Source organism: Geodermatophilus sp. SYSU D00525, assembly GCF_054050475.1.
In genome coordinates this window covers 1-24,217 of sequence record NZ_JBJGZK010000002.1, presented here as the reverse complement: position 1 = coordinate 24,217, position 24,217 = coordinate 1, and the positions used below count along the sequence as shown (strand labels likewise).

Here is a 24,217-nt window from a genome sequence, read left to right as displayed (position 1 = left end):
GTCCGCCTGCCGGGCGGGGCGGCGGTCAGTGCCGGTCGTCGCCGGGGAACGCGTCCCGGGCGAGCTGGCGCAGCCCGTCGGCCACGTCGCCGGCCACCGTGGTCAGCCGGTCGACGGCGCCGGAGACCAGGCGGCGCACCGCGGCGGGGTCCAGCCCGAGCACCGAGCCGAGACCCGCGGCGACGTCGATCCCCGTGAATCCGGGGACCGGGTCGGGCGGCTCCGCCCGCCCCGGTGTCCAGCGCATCGCGTCACCGGAGACCGTGACGTCCCCGGTCGCGCCCTCGAGCACGTCGGTCAGCTCACTGCGCGTCTGCTCCACGGCGGCCTCCTCGCGCCCGGCCCCGCGGACGGGGCGGTGGCTGCGATGGTCCGCCTCCTCCTCCCGGCCCGCCAGACCCTCGCCCGGCAGCCGGGTGAGCACGAGCAGGGCGACGTCGTCGGCGCGGCGGGGCCCGGCCAGCGCGTCGAGCAGCCGGTCGCACAGCGCGTCCGGGTCTGTGTCGCCGGGGGCCGCGGCGGCGACGGCGCGCAGCCGGTCCAGCCCGGCGTCGATGTCGGCGGTGCGGCTCTCCACCAGGCCGTCGGTGAACAGGACGAGCGTGGCGCCGGGCCGCAGCCGGCCCCGCCACTCCGGCGCGGGACCCGGCGGCGCGCCGAGCAGCCGGCCCGGGCGGACGTCGAGCAGCCCGGCCCGCCCGCCCTCGACCAGCAGCGGCGGCGGGTGGCCGGCCGAGGCGATCTGCAGCCCGCCGGTGGGCGGGTGCAGCCGGGCGAACAGCGCGGTGGCCATCCGCGGCAGGCCGAGCAGCGGCCAGCTGCCGTGCAGCCGGTCGACCAGCGCCGCCGGGCCCGGCCGGTCCACCAGCAGCGCGCGGTGCACGCTGCGCAGCTGGCCCATCGTCGCCGCGGCCGTCACGTCGTGCCCGACGACGTCGCCGACGACCAGCGCCACCTCGCCGCCGGGCAGCGGGACGACGTCGTGGAAGTCGCCGCCCACGTCGGCGCCGCGGCTGGCCGGCAGGTAGCGGACGGCGACGGCGTACCCCGGGACCGCCGGCGGCGCGGGCGGCAGCAGGCTGGCCTGCAGCGTGTGCGAGGTGTGCTCGTCGAGCTCGTGGCGCTGGGCGACGTCCATGCCCTGCGACATCTGCAGCGCGAGCTGCTCGGCGGTCTCGACGTCGGCCTCGGTGAACGGGCCGCGGCGCACGTCGGCGGCGAGCGAGAGCACCCCGAGCGGCCGGTTCTCCGCGACCAGCGGCACGCAGACGAGGTCGGCCAGCTCCAGCGCCCGGGTGACCTCCCGGTGCCGCGGGCTGGTGGTGGCCCGGGCGAGCTCGGCGTCGGCCGCCCCGCGCAGCCAGACCGTGCGGTGCTGGGTCAGCGCCCGCACGCTCGGGTGCGAGCCGTCGCGACGGGGCAGGTGGAGGTCGCGCAGCTCCTCGACCAGGGGGCGGCGGGCCGGGTCGGCGTGCGCGACCACCGGCTCGGCCAGTCCGTGCTCGGTGAGCACGTCGACGACGCACACGTCGGCCAGCCGGCGGACGGTCAGCTCGGCGAGCCCCGCGATCGTCTCGGTGACCCCGTGCCCGGCGGCCATGAGCCGGGCGGCCTCGAGCAGGAACGCCGACCGGGCCGCCTGCCGGACGGTCTCCTCGTGCAGCCGGACGCGCTCGAGCGCCTGCCCGGCCTGCCGGCCGAGGGTGGCCAGCAGGTCGGCGTCGGCCGGCGCCAGGGAGCCGCGGGCGCCGGGCTCGGCCAGGCTGATCAGCTCGCTGTCGTCGGTGACGCCGAGGACCAGCACCAGCGCGCCCAGGTGCCGGTCGTCGGCCGCCGTCACCGGCACGACGACGACCGCCTCCTGCCCGGCCTCGGCCATCGCCTCCGCGAGCCCCGGCCACCGGTCGCGCAACGCCGGCCCGACCGGCACCGACCGGACGCCGCCGGTGCGGACCAGCTCCGCGCCGTCCCGCGCCGCCGCGGCCAGCTCGCCGAGCAGGTGCGGCGCCACGTGGTCGCTGGCGGCCAGGGTGACCGGCGGCGGCGCCCCCTCGGGCCCGGGCGCGGCCAGCCACAGCGCGGCGCCGCCGGCCTCCACCGCCGCCCGCGCCCGGTGGACGACGACCTCGGCGACCTGCTCGGGCGACGCCGCGGCGGCCAGCTCGGAGACGACCTGCTGCAGCGTGCGCGCCCGCGCCTCGGACTCGGCCGCGGCCCGCTGCGCGGTGAGCAGCGCCCGCTCGTAGCGTCGCCGCGAGGTCGCCTCGAAGACCGTGGCGCGCACCAGCAGCGGCAGCCCAGCCTCGTCGCGGACCTCGACCGCGTTGACCAGGCAGGGCAGCACCGACCCGTCCGCGCGGACGACGTCGAGCGCGACCTCGCGGACCGCCCCCTGCAGCCGCAGCAGCGGCGCGAGGTGGGTCTCGTAGAACACCCGGCCGCCGGCGTTGAGCAGGTCGGGCAGCCGGCGGCCGCGGACGTCGCCGGGCTCCCGGCCGGTCCAGGTGCAGAAGGTGCGGTTGACCTTGACCACCCGACCGTCGGGGACCATCGACAGGTAGCCGCAGGGGGCGTTCTCGTAGAGGTCGGCGGGGTCCTCCTCCAGCAGCCGCGCGAGACCCTCCGGCTGCTCGAGCCGGTCCGGGGGCGGTGCGGGGTCGGTCACGGGCCGACCGGGCCCCCGAGGAAGGCGCGGATCGCCGCGGTCGTCTCCTCGGGCGCGGACAGGTGCGGGCAGTGCCCGGTGGCGGACAGCCGCCTGAAGACGCTGCCCGGGACCTGCGCGTGCACGAACCGGCCGACGGGCTCGGGCGCGATCGCGTCGTCGGAGCACTGCAGCACCAGCGTCGGGACCCGGACCGCGGGGAGGTCGGTGCGGTTGTCGGAGAGGAAGGTGACCCGGGCGAAGTCGCGGGCGACGCGGGGGTCGGTGCGGCAGAAGCTCTCGGCCAGCTCCGCGGCCACGTCGGGGTGGTCCGGCCCGGCGACCACCGCGGCCAGCCCCGCCGCCCACTGCGCCGGGTTGCTGTCGAGCGACTCCAGCAGCGCGGCGACGTCGGCCCGGCTGAAGCCGCCGGTGTAGTCCTCGTCGTCGACGTAGCGGGGGCTCGGTCCGATCATCACCAGCGCCCCGAACCGGCCGGGGTCGGCCCGCACCGCCAGGACGCCGATCATCGCGCTCACCGAGTGGCCGACCAGGACGACGTCGGTCAGGTCCAGCTCCCGGACGACGTCGAGGAGGTCCTCGGCATAGCCGCGCAGGGTGCCGTGGCGGACGGGATCGTAGGCGGAGACGTCGGACCCGCCGGCGCCGACGTGGTCGAAGGTGACCACCCGGTGGTCGACGGCGAACTCGGGCACCAGGGCCCGCCACATCGTCTGGTCGCAGCCGTACCCGTGCGCGAGGACCATCGGCCGGGCCCCCTCCGGCCCGCTCACGCGTACGCAGTTCCGCGTGACCACCGTCACGCCCGGGACGGTAACGGACGCGGGCGTCCCTGTCCCCGCCCGCCCGCGCACGGACCCCTGTCCCCCCGGCCGGCGGGCTCCTACCCTGCCCCCGTCCCGGACGAGACCCGGTCCGGTCCCTCCCTCCTGAGCTGCACCGGAGGTGCCCCGTGACCGCCGTCCCGACCTCCCTGCGTCCCCCCGCACCCGCCGCGGAGATGTCCGCCGCGACCCGGGCCGGGGACTCCCAGCGCGTCCTGCACCGGCTGGTCCGCCGGGAGCTGCGGACCCTCGCCGAGCTGGCGACCTGGGCGCCGCCCGGCGACGCCGCGCGCCCCGCGGCGCTCACCCGGCACGCCGACCTGGTCGGCCGGGTGCTGCTGGGCCACCACGCGATGGAGCGAGAGCTGCTGTGGCCGGCCCTGGAGCGCACGCTGCCGGCCGCCGTCGCCGGGTCGGGCCGGGCGCGGGTCGCCGCGTGGACCACCCGCTGCGCCGCCGTCGACAACCGGCTGCGCGACCTGTCCACCGCCGCCCGGCAGTGGGCGGTCGCCGGCACGCCGCCGGCCCGGGACGCCTTCGCGCTGGCCTGCCTGGACCTCGCGGCCGTCGTGGACGCGCAGACGGCGGCCGAGGAGCGGGAGCTGGTGCCGCTGCTGGAGGCGCACCTGCCGGCGCGGGAGTGGACGGCGATCGTGCACGCCGCGCGGCCGGCGCTGTCGGGCCGCGAGCGGCTGACGGTGCTGGGGCTGGCCCTGGAGGACGCCTCACCGGCGGAGCAGGCGCGGCTGCTGGCGGGGCTGGGCCGGGGGACCCGGCTGGTCTGGCGGCTGGCCGGGCGGGCGCGCTACCGCGCGGCGGTGGTCCGGCTGCGGGGTGCCCCGCCCTCGCACTGAAGGCCGGGCCGAGGGAGCGGGCGCGACGACGAGCCCGCTCCCGGAGGGGTCAGAAGCGCGACGTGCCACAGTCCCGGCAGCGCTTCTTGGCCGTGGTGGTCTCGCCGTGGCAGTTCGGGCAGGTCCAGGACGCCCGCTCGGTGGGGCGCTCGGTGGTGGTCGTGGACATGGTGTTCTCCCCTGTCGTCCGGGAGCCCCCGACGGTAGGCAGCCGGGATGTCGGGCAGGTGTCCTGCGGGTTGCGGGACGACACGGTCTCCCCTGACTCCCCACCCATCCCGCCACGGGGCACTGGCAGCGCACTGGTACGCGGGTGCAAGCCGGGGCTCCAGTCGGCGTCCAGTCCCGTCCATGCGGCGCGCGGGAGCGTCCTCGCAGCGAGCCGGACAGCGGCTCGACGACCGAGGAGGCACTGCCGTGACCCGTACTGCCGTGACCCGCACTGCTCTGACCCGCACCCGCGCCGCCCGCACCCTGCTGCGCACCGCCGTCCCCGCGACCGCGTTCGCCGCCGTGCTCGCCACCGCCGGCACCGCGTCGGCCGGTTCCGTCGCCTACAATGCCTACGACACCGACGCCAACGGCTACGTCGACCTCTACGCCTTCGACGACAGCGGCGACTGGTACGAGGACACCTGGGCGGTCGACTGGGACGAGGACGGCTACGTCGAGCAGGTCGCCCTCGACACCGACCTCGACGGCTGGGCCGACACCTTCGCCTTCGACGGCGACGAGGACGGCTACGTCGAGGAGGTCGGCGTCGACACCACCGGCAACGGCCTGCCCGACGTGTGGGGCGCCGACTCCGACCACGACGGGTACGTGGACGCCGCCGCCTACGACGTCGACGACGACGGGTACGCCGACTGGTCCGAGCCGATGGCCCCGACCTCCTACGCCTACGCGACGGTGACCTACGTCTTCGCCGAGGCCGACGGCTGGACCTACTGGGAGCTGTCGGTCGAGTACGGCTACGGCCTGACCTCCGACCGGGACGACAGCGGGATCAGCCCGGCGGCCGGCGGGACGTTCACCGCCGCCGGGGACACCGCCGCCGACGACACCGCCGCCGACGACACGGCGCACGAGTGGACCGGCGACACCGTCGCCACCGCGCTGCAGGAGCTGGCCGGCCTCCTCTGAGCCGGCCGATGAGTCCGGCGCCCGGCGCCGGTCCCGAGGAGGTGGCCGTCTTCCTCCTCGTCCCCGGCGCCGGCGGACACGCGTGGTACTGGCACCGCCTGGTCCCCGAGCTCGAACGCCGGGGGCACCGGGCGGTCGCCGTCGACCTGCCCGCCGACGACGACACCGCCGGACTCGAGCGGTACGCCGACGTGACGACGGCCGCGCTCGACGCCCGGTCCGCGGACGGGGACGCCGTGGTGGTCGGGCAGTCCATGGGCGGGCTCACCGCGCCGCTGGTGGCGGCCCGCCGGCCGGTGCGGCTGCTGGTCCTGCTCAACGCGATGGTGCCGCGGCCCGGCGAAACCGGCGGGGAGTGGTGGGACGCCGTCGGGCAGGCGGAGGCCCGGGCGGTGTGTGCCCGCGCGCAGGGCCGGCCCGTGGACGACGACGTCCAGACCGACTTCTCCCACGACGTGCCGCCCGAGGTGTGGGCGGCCGGGGCCGGGCACGCCGGCGACCAGTCGGGGACCCCGTTCGGCGAGCCGTGGCCGCTGGCCGCCTGGCCCGACGTGCCCACGCGGGTGCTCGCCGGCGCGGAGGACCGCTTCTTCCCGGTCGCGCTGCAGCGGCGGGTGGCCCGCGAGCGGCTGGGGCTGGAGGTCGACGAGGTCCCCGGCGGGCACCTCTGCGCGCTGAGCCGGCCCGTCGAGCTGGCGGACGCCCTCGTGGCGCAGACCTCGCCCCGACACGCGGGCGGGAGATGACAGCGAGGGGGTGAAAGGCGCAGGATGGTCGATTGCCGCGCGCGTCAGGAATGGCGCGCGGAATGGCACCGAAGAGAGATTGCCGACCATTCTAGCAGAGGGAAGTGCATTGCCGGCGAGCCCGTCCGACGTCGCCCCCGACCCAGGCCTCGACACCGAGGTGGCCCTCGAGCAGGTGTACGTCACCGACCTGTACCGCCGGCTCGACGCCGCCCGCGAGCTGGCCAGCACCCGCTGGCGGCAGGCGATCACCTGGCCGGCGGTCGACCCGCAGACGCTGCAGGAGCGCGACGCCACCGTCCGCTTCCACGGCGAGCGGGTGGTCGCGCTCGACGCCGCCGAGGCCGGGCTGGTGGTCGGCCGCATCGACCGCGCCGACGACGGCGGCGCCCTCTACGTCGGCCGGATCGGCCTGCCCGGCGACGACCCGGCGCAGGACCCGGCGCTGGTCGACTGGCGGGCCCCCGCGGCCCGGCCGTTCTACGTCGCGACGCCGGTGCAGCCGCTGGGCATCGTGCGCCGCCGGCACATCCGCACCCGCGGGCGCACCGTCGTCCGCCTCGACGACGAGGTGCTCACCGACGGCGTCATGGGCTCGGGCCTGACCGGCGAGACCGCGCTGCTGGCCGCGCTCGACGCCTCGCGCACCGGGCGGATGACCGACATCGTCCGCACCATCCAGGCCGAGCAGGACCGGGTGATTCGCAGCGACGCCGCGGGCGTGCTCGTCGTCCAGGGCGGGCCGGGCACCGGCAAGACCGCGGTCGCGCTGCACCGGGCGGCCTACCTGCTCTACACGCACCGCGAGCGGCTGGCCCGCCGCGGCCTGCTCGTCGTCGGCCCGACGCCGACCTTCCTGCGCTACATCGCCGACGTGCTGCCCTCCCTCGGCGAGACCGGCGTGCTGCTGGCCGGGCTGGGGCAGCTGCGCCCGGGACTGGACGCCCGCGGCGAGGAGTCGCCGGAGACCGCGGCGGTCAAGGGCCGGCTGGAGATGGTCGACGTGCTGCGCGCCGCGATCGCCGACCGTCAGGTGGTGCCCGCCGCGCCGCGGGAGGTCGAGGTCGACGGGTTCCGGCTGCGGCTGCGGCCGATCGACGTCACCCGCGCGCAGAACGCGGCCCGCAGGGCCGACCCGCTGCACAACCTGGCCCGGCCGGTGTTCGTCCGGCGCGTCGTCGACACGCTGACCAAGCGCTACGCCGACCGGCTCGGCCGGGACGTGGACGGCGGCGCGGGCCTGCTCGACCGGGAGGACGTCGCCGCGCTGCGCCGTGAGGTGAGCAAGGACCCGGGCGTGCGGTCGCTGCTGGCCGAGCTGTGGCCGGTGCTCACCCCCGAGCGGCTGCTCACCGACCTGTTCGCCGACCCGGGGCGGATCGCCGCGGCCACCGTCGGCTGGTCCGACGCCGACCGCGCGCTGCTGCACCGCCCGCGCGGCAGCGAGTGGACCACCGCCGACGTCCCCCTGCTGGAGGAGGCCGAGGAGCTGCTCGGGTTCGACGACAGCGCGCAGCGCGCCCGCGCCGACCGGGACCGCCGCCGCGCGCTGCAGCGGGCCCAGGAGACCCTCGACGTGCTGCACGGCTCCCGGTCGGTGGACCTGGAGGACGAGCACCTGGAGGCCGAGGTGCTCAGCGCCGGCGACCTGCTGTCGGCCGAGGACCTCGCCGACCGGCAGCGCGAGCTGGACCTGCGCACCACCGCCGAGCGGGCCGCCGCGGACCGCACGTGGACCTTCGGGCACGTCGTCGTCGACGAGGCGCAGGAGCTCTCCCCCATGGCCTGGCGGCTGCTGGTGCGCCGCTGCCCCACCCGGTCGATGACCGTCGTCGGCGACGTCGCGCAGACCGGCAGCCTGGGCGGCGCGCAGCGGTGGGACGCCGTCCTCCGCCCGCACGTCGGGGACGCGTTCCGGCTGGAGGAGCTGACCGTCAACTACCGCACCCCGGCCGAGGTGATGGCGGTGGCCGCCGACGTGCTGGCCGCGACCGGCACCGGGCTGCGGCCGCCGCGGTCGGTGCGCACCGGCGGCCCGCCGCCGGCCGCCGAGGTCACCGGGGAGTCCGCGCTGGCCGGGCGGGTCGCCGCGGTGGCCGCGGACCTCGCCGGCCGGGAGGGGACGACGGCCGTGCTCGTGCCGCCGAGCCGGGTGGCCGCCGTCGTCGCCGCGCTCGGGGAGCTGCGGCCGGACGTGCAGTCCGGGCCGGGCGCGGACTCCTCGCTGGGGCCGGTGGTGCTGACCCCGGGCGAGGCCAAGGGCCTGGAGTTCGACTCGGTGGTGGTCGCCGACCCGCAGGGCGTGCTCGACGAGGGCGTGCGCGGGCTCAACGACCTCTACGTCGCCCTCACCCGCGCCACCCAGCGGCTGACCGTGCTCTCCCCCGGCCCGCTGCCCGCGGTGCTCGGCCGGCTGGCGCCCGCGGCGGCCTAGCGGGGTCCAACCGCGGGCGCAGTGGGGCGCAAGCGCCGTCCGGAGGGTGGACGGCGTGTCCCGCTCCCGTCTGCTGACCGTGTCCGCCCTGCTCCCCGCCGTGCTGCTCGCGACGGCCGCCTGCTCCCCGGCTCCAGCGGCCGCGCCCTGGTCCGCCGCGCCGGCGACGGAGGCCGCGCGGACCACCGTGTCCGTCCCCGGCAGCGGTCCGGCCGGGGACCACACCGACGCCCACGCGGTCTCCGCCGGTCCGGACGGCACCACGCTGGTCCTGCTCGCCGGTGTCGACGCCGCCGTGGACGACACCGCGCCGGGCGCCGCGCTCGCCGTCGTCGGCCCGGACGGCACGACGGTGCAGGCGACGACGGAGCTCGCGCCCGGCTCCCACCCGGACGCCGCGTTCGGCTCCGGTGGTGCGGCCGTGGTGGCCGGGCTGGTGTGGCCGGGCACGGGACCGGTCGGCTACGCGCTGCAGGTCGTCGACCCGGCGACCGGGACGATCACCGCCACCCTCCCGGTCGCCGTGCCCGCGGACGTGCTGCTCACCGGCTCGGCCGCGGCCGTGGGCCCCGACGGCGTGCTGTACGTGGCCGTGTCCCGCAGCGGCGGCCCCCCGCTGCTGCTCGCCGTGGACCCGGCCACGGGCTCGGTCCTGACCTCGGCCGACGTCGACCTCGCCATCGACGGGGTCGAGCCCACCTCCGCGGAGGTCGGGGCGGTCGCGGTCTCCCCCGACGGCTCCCGCGTGGTCCTGGTGGCGGAGACCCTGGGGCCCGACACGTGGGCACCGGCCCGCAGCCTGCTGCTGGCCCTGACGCCGGACCTCCTGCCGCGGAGCGCACCGGTCGACCTCGCGCCCGGCTTCGTCCGCGCCGTCGTCGAGGACGTGGTCGTCACCGGCGACGGGACCGCGTACGCGGTCGTCCGCGGTGCCGACGCCGACCGCACCGACCGCGAGCACGTGGTGGCCGTCGCGGTGGGCGCGACGGAGCCCACGGTGCTCACCGCCGACGGCGCCTTCCGCGGCACGCCGGTCACCGACGCCGCGTTCGACGGGACGGCGCTGTGGCTGACGCTGCAGCAGGAGTCGGCCGCGGCGTCGGTGGTCGCCGTCGACCTGACCACCGGTGGGGTCGGGGCGCCGCTCGGCCTGTGCGACGACCAGGCCGGGTACCTCCACGCCGGCGACGACGGCCGGATCGCGGTGACCGCGCGGTGCGACGGCGAGGCCGTGCTCTGGTGGCTCGACCCCCGCTGACCCTGCTCCGCGGACGCTCGTGCTCTGCCTCCACGTGCGGGGCAGAGCACGAGCGCGCGTGGAACGGGTCAGTGGGACTGCATCACCACGCGGCTGGCCGGCAGAGCGGGGATGCGGCGCAGCGAGATGCTCAGGTCCTGGCCGGGGGCGAAGTCCGCCCGCAGCCGGGCGAGCCGGGGCGCCAGCGCGGCGAGCAACGCGACCGTGATCCGCTCGCCGGGGCAGCGGTGGTTGGTGCGCGGGTCGCCGCCGCCCTGGGGCACCAGGTCGAACTCGCCGATCTCCCGGTCGAGGAACCGCTCGGGGCGGAAGGCGTAGGGCTCCTCCCACAGGTCCGGGTCGTGGTTCTGCCCGTAGAGGTCGAGCAGCACCATCGCGTTCCTCGGGATCGTCTGCCCGGCGAACTCCAACCGCTGCGGCGCCCGGCCGCCGATGAACGGCGCGAAGGGGTAGAAGCGCCGCACCTCGTGCGCCCACGCCTCGGCGAAGGGGGCGTCGGCGGCGGCCAGCTTGCCGCGGTAGTCGGGCCAGGTGGCGAGCGCGTGCCCGGAGAAGGCCAGGAACCAGGCGACGGCGGTGGTCGGGCGGATGACGTTGAGCAACTCGACGGCGGCCACCCGCGGGTCGAGCAGCCCGCCGTCGGCGTCCCGGTGCGCGGCCACGACCTGCAGCACCGACCCCGGCGGCACCACCAGCTCCCCGGACCGGACCCGCTGGACGATCCCCGCGAGCCACTCCTCGCGCCGGCCACGGGCCCGCCGCGCGCGCCAGTGCCGCGGCCCACCGGTGGCGAAGCCGTCGACCATCGCCAGCAGGTCGCGGGCCAGCGCGGGCACCTCGGCGTCGGTGACCGTGATGCCGGCCCACCGGGTGACCCCGCCGGCGATCACCCGCGCCGACTCGTCGAACAGCACGAACTCCGGGCGGGCGGCCCATTGGCGGGCGGCGTCGTCCCAGGCGGCGGCGGCCCGCTCGGTGAGCGCCTCGACCGCGGCGGGGTCCATGAGCACCTGGACGAACATCGCCTTGCGCACCCGGTGCGCCTCGCCGTCGAGGGTGTGCACCGCGCCCTTGCCGAACAGCGTGCCCTGCACCGGCTCGGGGATGGCGTGCGCGCGGTGCACGTGGTCCTCGTCGTAGAGGAACCGCGCCGCCTCCGGGCCCTCGACGCCGACCGCGGGCAGGCCACCCAGCCGCGTCCCGACGGCGTGCCGGCCGGAGTCGCGGCGCAGGTCGGGCAGCCAGGCGTAGCCCTTGGTGAGCAGGGCGAGGGAGTTCTCCAGGCGCATGGGTCCCGCGGTTCCCCGGACGAGGGCGGGTCAACCTCGGCCGGGTGGGGCCGGCCTCAGCCCGGGCGCTGCTGCTGCAGCCGGTCGTCGCGGGCGTCGGTGGCCTCGTCGACGGGGCGGTCGTCGCCGGACCCGTCGCGCGCGCCGGCCGACCGCCCGGCGCCCAGCCGGCGCAGCAGCGCGGCCACCTCCCCCGCCGCCGACGGTGTCGACGCTCCCTCCGGCAGGCGCTCGGCGACCGGCTGCAGCGCCTCGGCCAGCACCCGCTCCTCGTCCGAGAGCATCCCGCGGTAGGCCGGGTCGAGCAGGTACCCGGTGGGCGGCGTGGACAGGCAGCCGAGCAGGTCCAGCAGCACCTCCAGCCGGCGCGCGGCCTCGGCCGGGGAGGCGTCCGGCCCGCCCATCGCCACGGTCTCGACGTCCTGCTCCCACAGCCGGCTGCGGGCGGCGTCCTCGCGCAGCGCGAGCACCGTGCCGGAGCGGCGGCGCGGCTCGCGCCCGGGCACCTGCACCGCGCTGCGCACCTGGTGGGCGATGCGGATCAGGTCGTCGTCGAGCATCGAGGTGCCCACGAACAGCACGTGCCGGGTGAGCAGCAGCGAGTGCAGGACGCCGGAGAGCGCGGCGCGGGAGTCGCCGAGCTGCAGGTACTCCTCGCGGGTCAGGACGACGCCGGCCGGGTGCGCGGCGTCGCCGTGCAGCTTGAGCAGCCACGGCCGGCCGGGCCGGGGCTCGTCGTAGGGCAGCACCGACAGCTCCCGGCCCATGTCGGCGGCGGCGAGCTCGACCAGCGGGTCGTAGTTGGTGGTCACGAACTCCTGCACCGGCAGGTCGGCGATCAGCGCGTGCGCCAGCGCGTACGGCCCGGGGCCGAAGCGCTCCTGCACGAACCGCTCGAGCTCGTCGCGGCCGAGCTCCCGGGCGAGCAGCGCCGCGGCGTCCTGCGGGGGCAGCCGGGACAGCCCCTCGCGCAGGTCGTCGTCGAGGCCCGAGCGGGCGGCCAGCTCCCCGAGCAGCTCCTCCCACGTCGGCAGGCCGGCGGCGGCGCTGACCCCGGCGCCGATGAACAGCGCCAGCTGGCCGCGGCGGGCGCGCTCCCCCAGCTGCTCGGCCAGCGCCCTCAGCGGCTCGGGCAGGTCCCAGCCGGCGTCGTCGCCGCGGCGCACCCGCTGGGCGGCGGCGAGGTCGCTGGGCCCGCGCAGCACCAGCGCGACGTCGAAGCCGTGCTCGTCGGCGGCCTCGCGCAGCACCGGCAGCAGCTGCTGCAGCAGGTCCCCGCGCCGCCCGGCGGCCCCGCCCCAGCCGGTGCCCAGCGCCGGCAGCCCGACCAGCCGCCGCGCCCGGCCGTGCACCGGCTCGGTCACCTCGCGGCGGGCGACGGCGGCCAGCGCCTCGCGGGCGCCGTCGAGCAGCCAGCCCAGCCCGCGGCCGCAGTCGTCGACGGTGTCGAGCAGCCAGGCCCGCCGCGGCCCGGTGCCGGGGACCTCGAGCACCCGCTCGTCGCCGCGCCACGCCAGGTCGACGCACACGCCGTCGGCGTCCTCGTCGCGCACCAGGTCGTCGGGCAGCAGCGCCCGCCAGCTGGCGCCGACGCGCAGCGTCCGGCCGGTGGGCACGAGGACGTCGTCGCAGGACAGGCGGGTGAGGTCGGCACCCACGACGAAGACGTGTCCACTCACGCCCGCTCCCCTACCCACGGCACCGCCGCGACGGAACGGGACCGGGTGCAAGTCGCGCCCAAGCCCGGCGCGAGCGGGCACCCCCACGGTGGTCCCGTGCCCAGCCGCCTCCTGACCGCCGCCGCGCCGCTCGCCCTGGCCGCCGCGCTGACCGCCTGCACGACGACCGTCCCCGGCTCCGCCACCGGCGCGGCCCCGCTGACGGTGCTCACGTCGACCGTCTCCACCGGCAGCACCGGCGGGCTGGTCAGCGGCGTGACGGTCGCCGGCGAGGAGGTGCTGCTGCTGGTCGCCGACCCCTACGGGGGCGCCGGGCTGACCGTCGTCGACCCCACCTCCGGGGAGGTCCCCGGCGAGGTACCGCTGCCCGACGACACGCGGGCCGACGTCGTGCTCGCCACCGGCGGCGGGACGCTCGTCGCCGGGGAGTTCCCGTCGGGCTACGCGGTGGCCGCGGTGGACCCGGGCGGCGGGCGGGTCACCGCCACCACCCCGGTCGCGCCCTTCCCCGCGGACGCCATCGGCACGGTGGCCGCGGCGACCCCCGACGGCGGCCTGCTGGTCGGGGTGCAGCGGGCCGACGGCGTGCCGGTCGTGCTCCGCGTCGACCCGGCGACCGGCGCGGTGACCGGCACCGCCGAGCTGCCGCTGGCCGGTCTCGCCGAGGGCGCGGGCCGGTTCGCCGTCGACGCGCTCGCACCGACGCCCGACGGCGGGGTGGTCGTGTCGGCGTCCGTGCCGCGCGAGGGGCGCGGGCCCTCGGTCGCGGTGCTGGTCCGCCTCGGCGCGAACCTCGCCGCGGTGGGCGAGCCGGTGGTGCTGCTGCCCGGCGAGGAGGAGTCCGGCGTGACCGGTCTGGCGGTCGGCCCGGACGGGACGGCGTACACCGTCGTGGCGCCGGAGGGGTCCGGCCCGGCGGCGCTGGTCGCGCTGGCCCCCGGCGCGGACGCGCCCGTGCGGCTGGCGGTCGTCGACGCCGCGCCGGCCGCGCTGGCCGTCGTCGACGGGGAGCTGTGGGTGCTGCACGACCGGGTCGCGCTCACCCGCGTCGACCCCGACGGCTCGGTGACCGGCCGGGTGGAGCTGTGCGCCGACGGGACCGCCGACGGCCTCGGGGTGGGTGCCGACGGCGCGCTGGTCGCCGTCACCACCTGCGACCGGGCGACGGTGTGGCGGGTGGAGCGCTAGCCCGCCTGCGGGACGCCGCAGCCGCCGGCCGAGCAGGCGCAGCCCCCGCACCCGGCCGGGCGGGCCGGCGCCGGGGCGTTCGCGACCGCGCGCAGTCCCGCCGCGGCGACCAGCAGCGGCACCGCCGCCAGGCCCGCGGCCAGGGCGGCGACCACCGTGGCGACGTCGGCGGCGCGGCCGGCCCCCTGGACGGCGAGCGTGCCGGCGAGCAGCGCGCCGACCAGCACCGTCCACACCAGCAGCGCAGCGCCGCCGCGGCGGGCGGCGCCCCCGCGGGCGAGCGCGACGGCCGAGCCGGCCAGCAGCGTCAGCGGGACGCCGGCGAGCAGCACCCAGCCGGTCGCGGCGGCGGAGACGACGGCGACCGCGACCGCGGCGACCCCACCGGCGACGGCGGCCGCCCCGGCCGGGACCGATCCCGCGCGCAGCAGCCCGGCGCCGCGGGCGGCGGCGAGGACGCCCAGCCCGCCGAGCAGCAGCCGGGCGCCGAGCTCCCCGGTCACGACGGCGAGCACCGCGAGGACGACGAGCACGACGCCGACGGCGGCGCGCAGCGGCCAGGCGCGGCGGGCGGCGTCCCGCTCGGTGCGGAGGGGAGCGGTGCCCGCCTTCGTGCGTGCCGTCTTCGTGCGTGCCGTCGTCGTGCGTGCCGTCGTCGCGTTGACCACGACGCCCAGTGTCCCGCATCGGCCGCCGGACCCAGCGCGGCGGCCCGGTGCGTGCGACGCTCGGGGTCCCGCGCGAGCAGGCGCACGGGCGAGGACGACGGGGGCGGCGTGACCGAGGGCGGGGTCCGGGCGCCGCAGCGCGCTGCCCGCAGCCGCCTGCTCGAGCACGTCGCCCGCGCCGGGCTGGTCGGGTACGCCCTCATCCACCTGCTGGTCGCCTGGCTGGCCCTGCAGCTGGGCTTCGGGACGCCGGGGCTGGTCACCCCCGCCGAGTCGACCGACTCCGCCGGCGCGCTCGCCCTGCTCGCCGCCACCCCGCTGGGCAACGTGCTGCTGTGGGTGCTGGCCGGCGCGCTGGCCGGCCTGTGCCTGTGGCAGGCGGTCGAGGTGCTGCGCCACCACCACCGGCTGCCGCCGCCGGGCCGCGAGCGCCGCGCGGCGCTGGTGCAGGTGGTCAAGACCGTGGGGACGGCGGTGTTCTACGGCTACCTGGCGGTGGCCGCGGTCCGGCAGGCCCTGGGCCTGGTCCACGAGCCGGCCGAGGACCGCGAGGCGGTGCGGGGCGTGCTGTCGTGGCCGGCCGGGCAGGAGCTGGTGGTGGGCGTCGCGGCGGCCGTCGTCGGCATCGGGCTCTACCACGTGCGCAAGGGCCTGCGGTCGGACTTCCTCGGCGAGATCGACCTCCGCACCGTCGCCCCGGCGCTGTGTCGGCTCACCCACCGCTCCGCCCAGGTCGGCTTCGTGCTCAAGGGCGTGGCGCTGGTCCTCGTCGGCGGCATCGTCGGCTGGGCCGCGGCGACCTTCGACCCGGCGCGCGCCACCGGTCTCGACGGTGCGCTGCGCGCCGTCGCCGGGGAGCCCTACGGCCGGTGGCTGCTGGTCGTCGTCGCCACCGGGCTGGCCTCCTTCGCCGTCTACCTGCTGGCCCGGGCGCGGCACCCGGTCGGCTGACCGGCGCGGCGGCCGTCCCCGTGCCACGCTGACGCCGCACAGGAGCGGACGGAGGAGGGCGGCCATGGCCGGGACGGGGACGGCGTCAGGGACGTCGGGCAGGAGCGACGCCCTCGAGAACCTGGCCCGCGTGGGGCTGGTCGCGTACGGCGTCGTCCACCTGCTCGTGGCGTGGCTGGCGCTGCAGCTGGCCTGGGGCGGCGGCGACCAGCCGGCCGACCAGTCCGGCGCGCTCGGCACCCTCGCCGAGACGCCGGTCGGGAAGCCGCTGCTGTGGGTGCTCGGCATCGGGCTGGTGGCGCTCGCGCTGTGGCAGGCCGCCGAGGTGCTGCGCTGGCGGTACGGCTGGTCGGCGTCGGGCGAGCTGCGCAAGAGGGCGGTCACGAAGTCGGTCAAGGCGCTGGCCAAGGCGGTCGTCTACGCGGTGCTGGCGGTGGCCGCCTTCCGGTTCGCCGCCGGCGCGGGCCAGTCGAGCGCGGCCCAGCAGCAGCAGGCCGCGGCCGGCGTCTTCGGCTGGCCCGGTGGCCGCTGGCTGGTCGGCGTGGCCGGCCTGGTGGTCATCGGCATCGGCATCCACCAGGTGGTCAAGGGCGTGAAGAAGAGCTTCGTCGACGAGATCGACCTCACCTCGGCGCCGCCGGCCGCCCGCCGCACGGTCACCCGGCTCGGCCAGGTCGGCTATCCCGCCAAGGGCGTGGCGTTCGGCGTCGTCGGCGGGCTGCTGGTCTACGCGGCGGTCACCGTCGACCCGGCGAAGGTCTCGGGCCTCGACGGCGCGATGCGCACCATCCTCGAGGCCCCGTTCGGGAAGGCCCTGCTGACCCTGGTGGCCGTGGGCATCGCCGCGTTCGGCGTCTTCTGCTTCGTCCGGGCCCGCTACCCCGAGCGGACGTGACGGGGCCGCTCTCCCGCGTGCACCGGGCGGTCGCGGCCGCCCGGGAGGTCACCGACCACCCTGTCCTGGCGGCCGCCGCCCGCGTCGGGCTGGTCGCCTACGGGGTGGTCCACCTGCTCATCGGCTGGCTGACCTGGCGGCTCTCCCGCGGCGCGGCCGGCACCGACGCCGACCAGACCGGGGCGCTGGAGACGGTCGCGGCCACCCCCGGCGGATCGGTGCTGCTGTGGGCGATCGGCCTGGGTCTGCTGGCGCTGGCGCTCTGGCAGGCCGGCGAGGTGCTGCTGTGGTGGCGCGGCCTGCTCGACCGCGCGCACCGCACCCGCACCGCCGTCGTCTGCGCCAAGTGCCTGGCCAAGGCGTTCGTGTACGCCGTCCTCGGGGTCACCGCGCTGCTGTTCGGCGTCGGCGCCGAGTACGAGGCCGACGAGCGGCTGCGCGAGCTGACCGGCGAGACCCTCGAGGTGCCCGGCGGCGCGGTCGCGGTGGCGGTCGCGGCCACCGGCGTCGTCGCCGTCGGGCTGTACTCGCTGTGGCGCGGGGCCACCGGCGGCTTCATGAAGGACGTCGACCTGCCCGCCGCGCCCGACCGGTGGGAGCCGGTGATCGAGGCCGTCGGGCGGGTCGGGTACGTGGCGAAGGGCGCGGCGTTCGGCGTCGTCGGGGTGCTGCTGTGGCGCGCGGCGACGACGGCCGACGTCTCCACCGCCACCGGCCTGGACGGCGCGATGACCACGATCGGCCGGACCGGCGCGGGACCGTGGCTGCTCACCGTCGTCGCGGCCGGGTTCGCGGCGTTCGGCGTCTACGCCCTGGCCCGAGCCCGCTACCCCGACCGCGACCCGTCGCGGTGACGTGCTGGAACGGCTCCCGTGCAGGGGCCCTCCGCCTGCGCGTGCGAGGCGTGGGGGGCACGGGGGTCCTCCGTCAGGTGCGGGGGCCGCCGGCGACGTAGACCACCTGGCCGGAGACGAAGCCCGCGCCCTCGCTGACGAAGAACGACACGGTGTGCGCGATGTCCTCGGGCACGCCGGCGCGGGCCACCGGGATCGCCGCGGCGCGCTCGGCCACGTACTCCTCCCAGTCCCGGCCGATCCGCTCGGCGGTCGCCTTCGTCATCTCGGTCTGGATGAACCCCGGGGCGATCGCGTTGGCGGTGACGCCGAACTTGCCCAGCTCGAGGGCGAGGGTCTTGGTGAAGCCCTGCAGCCCGGCCTTGGCGGTGGCGTAGTTGGCCTGGCCGCGGTTGCCCAGCGCGGAGGTCGAGGACAGGTTGACCACCCGGCCCCACTGCGCCTCGACCATGTGCTTCTGGCAGGCGCGGGTCATGAGGAACGAGCCGCGCAGGTGGACGTGCATGACCACGTCCCAGTCGGCGTCGGTCATCTTGAACAGCATGTTGTCGCGGGTGACGCCCGCGTTGTTGACCAGCACGACCGGCGGGCCGAGCTCGGCGGCGATCCGGTCGACGGCGGCCTGCACCTGCTCGGCGTCGCCGACGTCGGCCCCCACCCCCAGCGCGCGCCCGCCCGCGGCCTCGATCGCCTGGACGGTGCCGGCGGTGGAGGACTCGTCGAGGTCGAGCACCGCGACGGCGAAGCCGTCGGCGGCCAGGCGCACCGCGGTGGCCGCACCGATGCCGCGGGCGGCGCCCGTGACGATCGCGGCGCGGGCGGGGGACTCGCTCATGGGGAGGTTCTCCTCGGGGTCGGGGGCTGCCGGCCGATCATGCCGGGCAGCCCCCGGACACGCCGGGCGAGGTGTCACACGCGCTCGAGGACGGCGGCCAGACCCTGCCCGCCGCCGATGCACATCGTCTCCAGGCCGTAGCGGGCGCCGCGGCGGTCCATCTCGCGGGTCAGCGTCGCGAGGATCCGCCCGCCGGTGGCGCCGACCGGGTGGCCCAGGGAGATGCCCGAGCCGTTGACGTTCATCCGGTCGAAGTCGGACTCGGTGAAGCCCCACTCCCGGGTCACCGCCAGCACCTGGCTGGCGAAGGCCTCGTTGAGCTCGATGAGGTCGATGTCGGAGAGCTTGAGGCCGGCGAGGTCCAGTGCCTTCGCCGTCGCCGGGACCGGGCCGATGCCCATGGTCCGCGGCGGGACGCCGGCCACCGCCCAGGACACGACGCGCGCCAGCGGGCGCAGGCCGTGCTCGGCGGCCTTCTCCGGCGAGGTGACGACGCAGACCGCGGCGCCGTCGTTCTGGCCGCTGGCGTTGCCGGCGGTGACGGTGGCCTCGGGGTCGTCCCTGCCCATGATCGGGCGGAGCTTCGCGAGGGTCTCGACGGTCGAGTCGGGGCGGATGTGCTCGTCGCGGTCGACGACGGTGTCGCCCTTCCGGCCCTTCACCGTCACCGGGACGATCTCGTCGGCGAACCGGCCCTCCTCGGTGGCGGCGGCGGCGCGCCGGTGGCTGCGGACGGAGTACTCGTCCTGCTCCTCGCGGCCGATCGAGTACTCGCGGCGCAGGTTCTCCGCGGTCTCGAGCATGCCGCCGGGCACCGGGTGGTTCACGCCGCCGGCGGTGACGCGGCCGCGGGCCAGGCCGTCCTGGAGCAGGACGCCGGGACCGGCCTTGACGCCCCAGCGCATGGCGGTCGAGTAGAAGGGCGCGTTGCTCATCGACTCGGCGCCACCGGCCAGCACGACCTCGGCGGCGCCGGTCTGCACCTGCATCGCGGCGTACAGCACCGCCTGCAGGCCCGAGCCGCAGCGACGGTCGACCTGGATGCCGCTCGCGGTCACCGGCAGGCCGGCGTCGAGGGCGGCGACGCGGCCGATGGCCGGCGCCTCCATGGTCGGGTAGCAGTGGCCGAGGACGACGTCGTCGACCGACTCCGGCGGCAGGCCGGTGCGCTCCACGAGCGCCCTGACGACGGTGGAGGCGAGGTCCTGCACGGGCACGTCCCGCAGCGACCCCCCGAAGCCCCCGACCGGGGTCCGCAGCGGCTCACAGATGACCGCGTCACGCACGGCGTCCTCCTCCTCGACTCGGCCGGCGGGCAGGCCCCGCACCGCCGCCGAGTCTGCTCCCCGGCGAGGGGCCGCGCGCAGTCAGGTCGGGAGGACGGGTGCCACGAGGACGGGTGCCACGAGGCCGGGTGCCATGAGGACGGGTGCCACGACGACGGGTGCTAGGCGGCGCCGGCTCCGGTGCCGGGCCGGACCTGCTCGACGCCCAGCAGGTCCCACAGGCCGGTGACCTGCAGCGCCCGGACCACGGCCCGGGTGCCGACCAGCACCCGCAGGCGCGTGCCCTGCGCCTCGGCGGTGCGGTGGGCGATCGCCAGCGCGGACAGGCCGGCCGAGTCGAGGAAGGTCACGGCCTCGAGGTCCACGGTCACCACCCGCGCGCCCGAGGCGAACGCGCCGTCGAGCTCGCGGCGGAGCAGCGGCGCGCTGGCGCAGTCGACCTCGCCGGTGCACAGGAGCCGGGTCGCGCCGTCGACGGAGACGGTCTCGACGGTCAGGAGGTCATCGGCGGAGCCCGAGGTGGCCGGAGGGCCGGAGGAGAGAGTGGTCACGGTGCGCCTCTCGATAGAGGGCGGGCCCGTGCGGAGGACAGCGGCTCGAGAGCCACACCACGGCGCGGAGTCCGACATCGGCGGAGCACGGCTGGATGTTGAACCGCAACCCGGACGGTAGGCGCGGGACGGGTGGGGCGCAAGGTCCGCCACGGCGTGCACGCCCTGCCGGGACCGGCGTGTCGCCCCCGGCGCGCGGGGCCGTGACCAGGGACTCCCCACCCGGGACGCAGGGGACGGCCCCCGCCCCGCGGAGGCGGGGATACTGGACGGCGTGAACGCGCGACTGGTGCTGGCGGGCCTGATCTGGGCGGCGGTCTCGGTCGTGGCGTTCCTCGCGATCCCGGACGTGATCGTCGCCGCCGGGCTGGTTATCTTCGGGGCCGTGCTCCTCCTGGTGCTGGTCATGGCCCGGGACTGGGACACGCACTCCTCCTTCGAGGAGCGGGAGATGCTCCGCGCGCGCCGGCGCAGGGCCCGCTGGGAGCGCACCGCGGACTCCCGTGCCCGCGACCGCGAGCGGTGGGAGGCCCACCAGGCGCGCAAGGCCGCCCGCGCGGCCGGAGCCGACGACGCCCCGCAGCGGTGACCGCGCCCCGGTGAAGCACTCGACGGGCCGGACCGGGACTCCCTATCGTCGCCGCATGCGCTCCTGAGCCGACCGCCTCGCCGCGACGTCCGCGTCCTGCCACCGGGACGCCCGCGGGTCGAGCTGCCGCTCCCCGCTCCCCTCCGCCCTCCCGGGCCCCCGGGCTAGCCGATCGCGTCCTCGGCGGCGAGGTCGGCGGCCCGGCCGGGGTCGGCGAACGCCTCGGCCAGCGCCTGCCGCAGCGGCCAGGCGCCGGCCCGCCAGGCCAGCGCCCGGCCGAGGGCGGCGGGGCTGCCGTCCACGTGGTCGACGCCGTCGCCGGGCCACCACGGCACCGGCCGGCCGCCGGCCAGCAGCGGCTCGTGGACGGCGACCTCGCCGGTCAGCTCCGGCACGCCCAGCCGGGCGGCGGCCAGGCCGGCCCCCGGCACCGCCGCCCACGGCTGCCGGCGCACCGGGGTGCTCGTGACCTCCGCGCGCACCCGCTCGCCGGCCAGCGGCAGGTCGAGCAGGTCGGCCACCGCCCCCGGCGCGCCGCCGGCCGGGACCAGCAGCGCGTCGACCAGCGGCTGCACCCACGGGACGTCGAGCACGACGACGGCCTCCCGCGCCGGATCGGCGACCCGGTCCGGCGCCACCCGCACCCGGCGCGGCGGGTCGACGTCGACACCGTCGAGCGCGCGCGCCAGCCGGGCGTGGACCGTGCGCAGCACCGGCGCCGGCACTGCGCGCGCGGGGTCGCCGAGCCGGTCGAGCAGGTCGAGCGCGGTGTCGACGTCGGCGAGGACGTCGTCGACGGTGGCCGGCAGCCGCAGCCGCCCGAGCACCGCGGCCGGCCCGTCGGCCGGGTCGTACAACCCCCGCAGCTCGCGGCTGCCCGGCGCGCACAGCCGGTCGGGGCGCCGGCCGCCGAGCACCGGGTGGGTGGACAGCCACCAGCGCAGGTAGCAGGGCACCGCGACCCCGTCGAGGACGACGTCGGCCCACGCCTCCTCCGGCGCGGCGGCCAGCAGCGGCAACGCGCCGGCCCAGTCGGTGACCAGCTCCAGGTCCCGGACGGCGGTCAGTGGCGGCCACGCCGGCGGGGGTCCGCCGGGCGGCAGGCGGTCGAGGGCGGCGTCGGCCCACTCGCCGGCGGCGTCGACGTCGAGGTCGTCGGGGTCCTCCGCGCGCACCAGCGCGAACTCGGCGAGCACGCCTGCCGCGCGCAGCACGGCCGGGTCGTGCGCGGCGGCGAAGTCCGGGTCCAGCGTCCCGAGCGCGCCGTCGCGGAGGACGGCGGCGAGCGGGGCGCCGGGCAGCAGCAGCTCCCCCGCCGGCGCCCACGCGCCCTCGGTGTCGGGCAGCGCGAGCTCGGCCAGCCAGGGCAGCTCCCCCGGCGCGGTGCCGGCGGCGGCCACCAGCGCGAGCACCGCCTCGGCCAGCGCCGCCGGGTCGCCGTCGTCGAAGCCCTCCTCGACCGCGTCGACCGACTCCTCCACCGCGCCCCGCACGTCCGGGTCGGCGAGCACGACCGCGGCGGTCGCCGGGCGCGCGCCCAGCCGCTCGAGCAGCCGTCGGGCGGCCGGGTCGGCGACGGCGCCGGGGTCGGCGACCCGCAGGTGCAGCGGGCCCAGCCGCGCCACCGGCAGGTCCTCGCCGGGCAGCAGCACCCCGGCCGGGCCGGGTGCGGTCCGCCCGTCGGCCAGCGGCACCGGCAGCGCGCCCAGCTCCTCGCGGTCGGCGCCGTCGAGGGCGGCGTACAGCCGCGCCCACCAGTCCGCCGGCCGGCCGATCCCGGAGACGGCCTCCACCACCTGCGCGGGGCCGACCCGCCGCACGCCGAGGGCGGCCAGCGCGGGTGCACCGTCGCCCCGGGACCAGCCCGCCGGTAGCAGCCCGGGCACGACGCCGGCGAGGACGGCGACCCGCTCGTCGGTCTCGTCGGCGAGGACCGCGGCCCGGCCCGGCGGCTGCCGGGTGCCGGAGTCGTCGGCGGCCGGCAGCCAGGCGGCGGCGCGCAGCCGGTCGAGGACGGCGGAGCCCAGCGCGGCGTCGAGCTCGGCGGCGGCCAGCCCGATGCGGGGCACCAGGCCGAGCACGGCGGGGTCGGCCGGGAGCCCGGTGACCAGGTCGGCGTAGGTGTCCGCGGCGACGTCGACCAGCGCGTCGGTGACCGGGCCGGGCGCCACGTGCCGGCGGTCGGGGCCGAGCGGGAACGGCGCGACGAGCCGGACCGGCAGCGACAGCGGCTCGTCGCTCGGGGTCGGGGCGTGCACCACCTGGCGCCCGGCCGGCGGCACCGGCCGGCCGTCGTCGTCGAGGGGCACCGCCCAGGTGACGTCGTAGCCGCGGCGGGCGCGCTCCTCGACCGGGCGGCCGGCCAGCAGCCCGGCGGGCAGCTCGCCGCCGCGGGTCGCCAGCCGCCAGGTGGTGGTGCGGTCGCCGTCGCGGACCCGGGCCAGGGGCGGGGTGCGCGTGCAGGACAGGGTGCGGACGGCACCGTCGACGGCGACCTCGACCTCGGCGAGGCCCGGCAGCGCCAGAAGCAGCTCGGCCTCCAGCTCCTCGAGCGCGGTGCGGACGGCGGCCCGCGACCCGGCGCGCAACGGGAGGACCACCTCGGTGGCGAAGCCGTCCGGCGGGGGCCCGTCGGCCGGCCACGGCAGCCGCAGCACCGGCACGGCGCCGTCGCGGCGGGCCAGCTCGCCGGCCAGCGCGGGGACGTCGGCCACCGCGGCGCGGGTGTGCGCCGCGCTGAACCGGACGCCGCCGGTGGTCGAGTGGACGGCGGGCTCGTCGGAGACCGCGAGGACGGCGGCGAAGCCCACTCCGAACCGGCCCACCGTCTGCACCTCGTCGCGCTTGGCCGAGGCCCGCAGGGTCGCCAGGCCGCTGACCCCGGCGGCGTCCAGCGGGGCGCCGGTGTTGGCCGCGCGCAGCACCTCTCCCCCGCCGCCCACCGTGGCCAGCTCCAGCCGCAGCCGCCCGGGCACGCCCGCGCGCACGGCGGCGTCGGCGGCGTTCTGCGCCAGCTCGACCAGCAGCCGGTCCCGGTAGCCGCCGCGGACCAGGTCCTCCTCGGCGTTGGCGTCCTCGCGGAAGCGCGCCGGGGAGTCGGTCCACGCGGCGAGCACGCGGCGGCGCAGCCCCGCGGTGTCGAAGGGGTCGGCCACGGGCGCCAGCATGGCAGCGCGCGGACTCCCCGGACGGGTCCCGGACCGGACCTACGCACCGGTAACTTGCCGGGTAACCTGCGCCACATGTCGCTCGCCGAGCAGATGGACACGGTCACCGACGCCGCCGCGGGGACGGTCGACCGGCACGCCACCACCCAGACCTTCGAGTCGACGAACCCGGCCAGCGGCGCCGTCGTCGGCGTCTTCCCGGTCCACGACGCCGACGCCGTCCGCGGGACCGTCGAGGGGGGGGGGGGGGGGGGGGGGGGGGGGGGGGGGGGGGGGGGCGGGGGGGGGGGGGGGGGGGGGGGGGGGGGGCGGGGGGGGGTGGGCCGGGAGGCGGCGGAGGG

At 78.1% G+C, this 24,217-nt stretch carries 19 protein-coding genes; 10 read left to right on the top strand and 9 right to left on the bottom strand.

Going from position 1 to position 24,217, the window contains the following annotated elements; all coding sequences use genetic code 11:
• Window positions 1-25 precede the first annotated feature (25 nt).
• On the bottom strand, window positions 26-2,665 hold the full coding sequence (locus tag ACI796_RS02070) for a SpoIIE family protein phosphatase (RefSeq protein ID WP_456939600.1): 2,640 nt from the start codon (window positions 2,663-2,665) through the stop codon (window positions 26-28).
• Window positions 2,662-3,468: an alpha/beta fold hydrolase gene (locus ACI796_RS02065; RefSeq protein WP_456939599.1), complete on the bottom strand. Its 807-nt coding sequence runs from the start codon at window positions 3,466-3,468 to the stop codon at window positions 2,662-2,664. Before ACI796_RS02065 ends, ACI796_RS02070 begins: the two co-directional genes overlap by 4 nt.
• A gap of 149 nt (window positions 3,469-3,617) precedes the next feature.
• Here ACI796_RS02065 and ACI796_RS02060 point away from each other — a divergent pair, with 149 nt between their 5' ends.
• The 5 genes from ACI796_RS02060 to ACI796_RS02040 all read left to right on the top strand — a co-directional run bounded on the left by ACI796_RS02060 (window position 3,618) and on the right by ACI796_RS02040 (window position 9,924).
• The gene (locus tag ACI796_RS02060) at window positions 3,618-4,343 is read left to right on the top strand and encodes a hemerythrin domain-containing protein (RefSeq protein ID WP_456939598.1); all 726 of its coding nucleotides are present in this window, start codon (window positions 3,618-3,620) and stop codon (window positions 4,341-4,343) included.
• 417 nt (window positions 4,344-4,760) lie between these two features.
• Complete coding sequence (locus ACI796_RS02055) at window positions 4,761-5,486, top strand: hypothetical protein (RefSeq protein ID WP_456939597.1); 726 nt, start codon at window positions 4,761-4,763, stop codon at window positions 5,484-5,486.
• A gap of 8 nt (window positions 5,487-5,494) precedes the next feature.
• On the top strand, window positions 5,495-6,232 hold the full coding sequence (locus ACI796_RS02050) for an alpha/beta fold hydrolase (RefSeq protein ID WP_456939596.1): 738 nt from the start codon (window positions 5,495-5,497) through the stop codon (window positions 6,230-6,232).
• A gap of 109 nt (window positions 6,233-6,341) precedes the next feature.
• Complete coding sequence (locus tag ACI796_RS02045; RefSeq protein ID WP_456939595.1) at window positions 6,342-8,666, top strand: HelD family protein; 2,325 nt, start codon at window positions 6,342-6,344, stop codon at window positions 8,664-8,666.
• Between the two features lie 55 nt (window positions 8,667-8,721).
• Complete coding sequence (locus ACI796_RS02040) at window positions 8,722-9,924, top strand: hypothetical protein (RefSeq protein WP_456939594.1); 1,203 nt, start codon at window positions 8,722-8,724, stop codon at window positions 9,922-9,924.
• Window positions 9,925-9,992: 68 nt separating this feature from the next.
• Here ACI796_RS02040 and ACI796_RS02035 read toward each other — a convergent pair whose 3' ends face one another.
• Both ACI796_RS02035 and ACI796_RS02030 read right to left on the bottom strand, forming a co-directional pair.
• Window positions 9,993-11,213 carry a cytochrome P450 gene (locus tag ACI796_RS02035; protein ID WP_456939593.1) on the bottom strand — a complete coding sequence of 407 codons (1,221 nt, stop codon included), beginning with the start codon at window positions 11,211-11,213 and terminating at the stop codon, window positions 9,993-9,995.
• 56 nt (window positions 11,214-11,269) lie between these two features.
• A complete protein-coding gene (locus ACI796_RS02030; protein ID WP_456939592.1) occupies window positions 11,270-12,892 on the bottom strand; it encodes an SIR2 family protein in 1,623 nt (540 codons plus the stop codon).
• A 96-nt stretch (window positions 12,893-12,988) separates the two neighbouring features.
• On the opposite strand from ACI796_RS02030, the gene ACI796_RS02025 reads away from it, so the two are divergent.
• The gene (locus tag ACI796_RS02025) at window positions 12,989-14,080 is read left to right on the top strand and encodes a hypothetical protein (RefSeq protein WP_456939591.1); all 1,092 of its coding nucleotides are present in this window, start codon (window positions 12,989-12,991) and stop codon (window positions 14,078-14,080) included.
• Here the strand turns inward: ACI796_RS02025 and ACI796_RS02020 are convergent.
• The gene (locus ACI796_RS02020) at window positions 14,077-14,748 is read right to left on the bottom strand and encodes a hypothetical protein (protein ID WP_456939590.1); all 672 of its coding nucleotides are present in this window, start codon (window positions 14,746-14,748) and stop codon (window positions 14,077-14,079) included. The two genes, ACI796_RS02025 and ACI796_RS02020, sit on opposite strands and share 4 nt — an antisense overlap.
• A gap of 108 nt (window positions 14,749-14,856) precedes the next feature.
• Here ACI796_RS02020 and ACI796_RS02015 point away from each other — a divergent pair, with 108 nt between their 5' ends.
• The 3 genes from ACI796_RS02015 (at window position 14,857) to ACI796_RS02005 (ending at window position 17,448) form a co-directional block, all read left to right on the top strand.
• Entirely contained in the window at window positions 14,857-15,699 is an 843-nt protein-coding gene (locus ACI796_RS02015; protein ID WP_456939589.1) for a DUF1206 domain-containing protein, read from the top strand.
• A gap of 64 nt (window positions 15,700-15,763) precedes the next feature.
• A complete protein-coding gene (locus tag ACI796_RS02010; RefSeq protein ID WP_456939588.1) occupies window positions 15,764-16,594 on the top strand; it encodes a DUF1206 domain-containing protein in 831 nt (276 codons plus the stop codon).
• A complete protein-coding gene (locus tag ACI796_RS02005; RefSeq protein WP_456939587.1) occupies window positions 16,591-17,448 on the top strand; it encodes a DUF1206 domain-containing protein in 858 nt (285 codons plus the stop codon). Before ACI796_RS02010 ends, ACI796_RS02005 begins: the two co-directional genes overlap by 4 nt.
• A 73-nt stretch (window positions 17,449-17,521) precedes the next feature.
• Here ACI796_RS02005 and ACI796_RS02000 read toward each other — a convergent pair whose 3' ends face one another.
• From ACI796_RS02000 to ACI796_RS01990, 3 genes are all read right to left on the bottom strand, one after another.
• Complete coding sequence (locus tag ACI796_RS02000; protein ID WP_456939586.1) at window positions 17,522-18,283, bottom strand: SDR family oxidoreductase; 762 nt, start codon at window positions 18,281-18,283, stop codon at window positions 17,522-17,524.
• Between the two features lie 74 nt (window positions 18,284-18,357).
• Window positions 18,358-19,569 (bottom strand): acetyl-CoA C-acetyltransferase, encoded by a 1,212-nt coding sequence (locus ACI796_RS01995; protein WP_456939585.1) that lies wholly within the window; start codon window positions 19,567-19,569, stop codon window positions 18,358-18,360.
• Window positions 19,570-19,730: 161 nt separating this feature from the next.
• On the bottom strand, window positions 19,731-20,120 hold the full coding sequence (locus ACI796_RS01990) for an STAS domain-containing protein (RefSeq protein ID WP_456939584.1): 390 nt from the start codon (window positions 20,118-20,120) through the stop codon (window positions 19,731-19,733).
• A gap of 274 nt (window positions 20,121-20,394) precedes the next feature.
• Here ACI796_RS01990 and ACI796_RS01985 point away from each other — a divergent pair, with 274 nt between their 5' ends.
• Window positions 20,395-20,709 (top strand): hypothetical protein, encoded by a 315-nt coding sequence (locus tag ACI796_RS01985; protein WP_456939583.1) that lies wholly within the window; start codon window positions 20,395-20,397, stop codon window positions 20,707-20,709.
• A 164-nt stretch (window positions 20,710-20,873) separates the two neighbouring features.
• Here the strand turns inward: ACI796_RS01985 and ACI796_RS01980 are convergent, their stop codons facing one another.
• Entirely contained in the window at window positions 20,874-23,864 is a 2,991-nt protein-coding gene (locus tag ACI796_RS01980) for a sacsin N-terminal ATP-binding-like domain-containing protein (protein WP_456939582.1), read from the bottom strand.
• Between the last annotated feature and the right edge of the window lie 353 nt (window positions 23,865-24,217).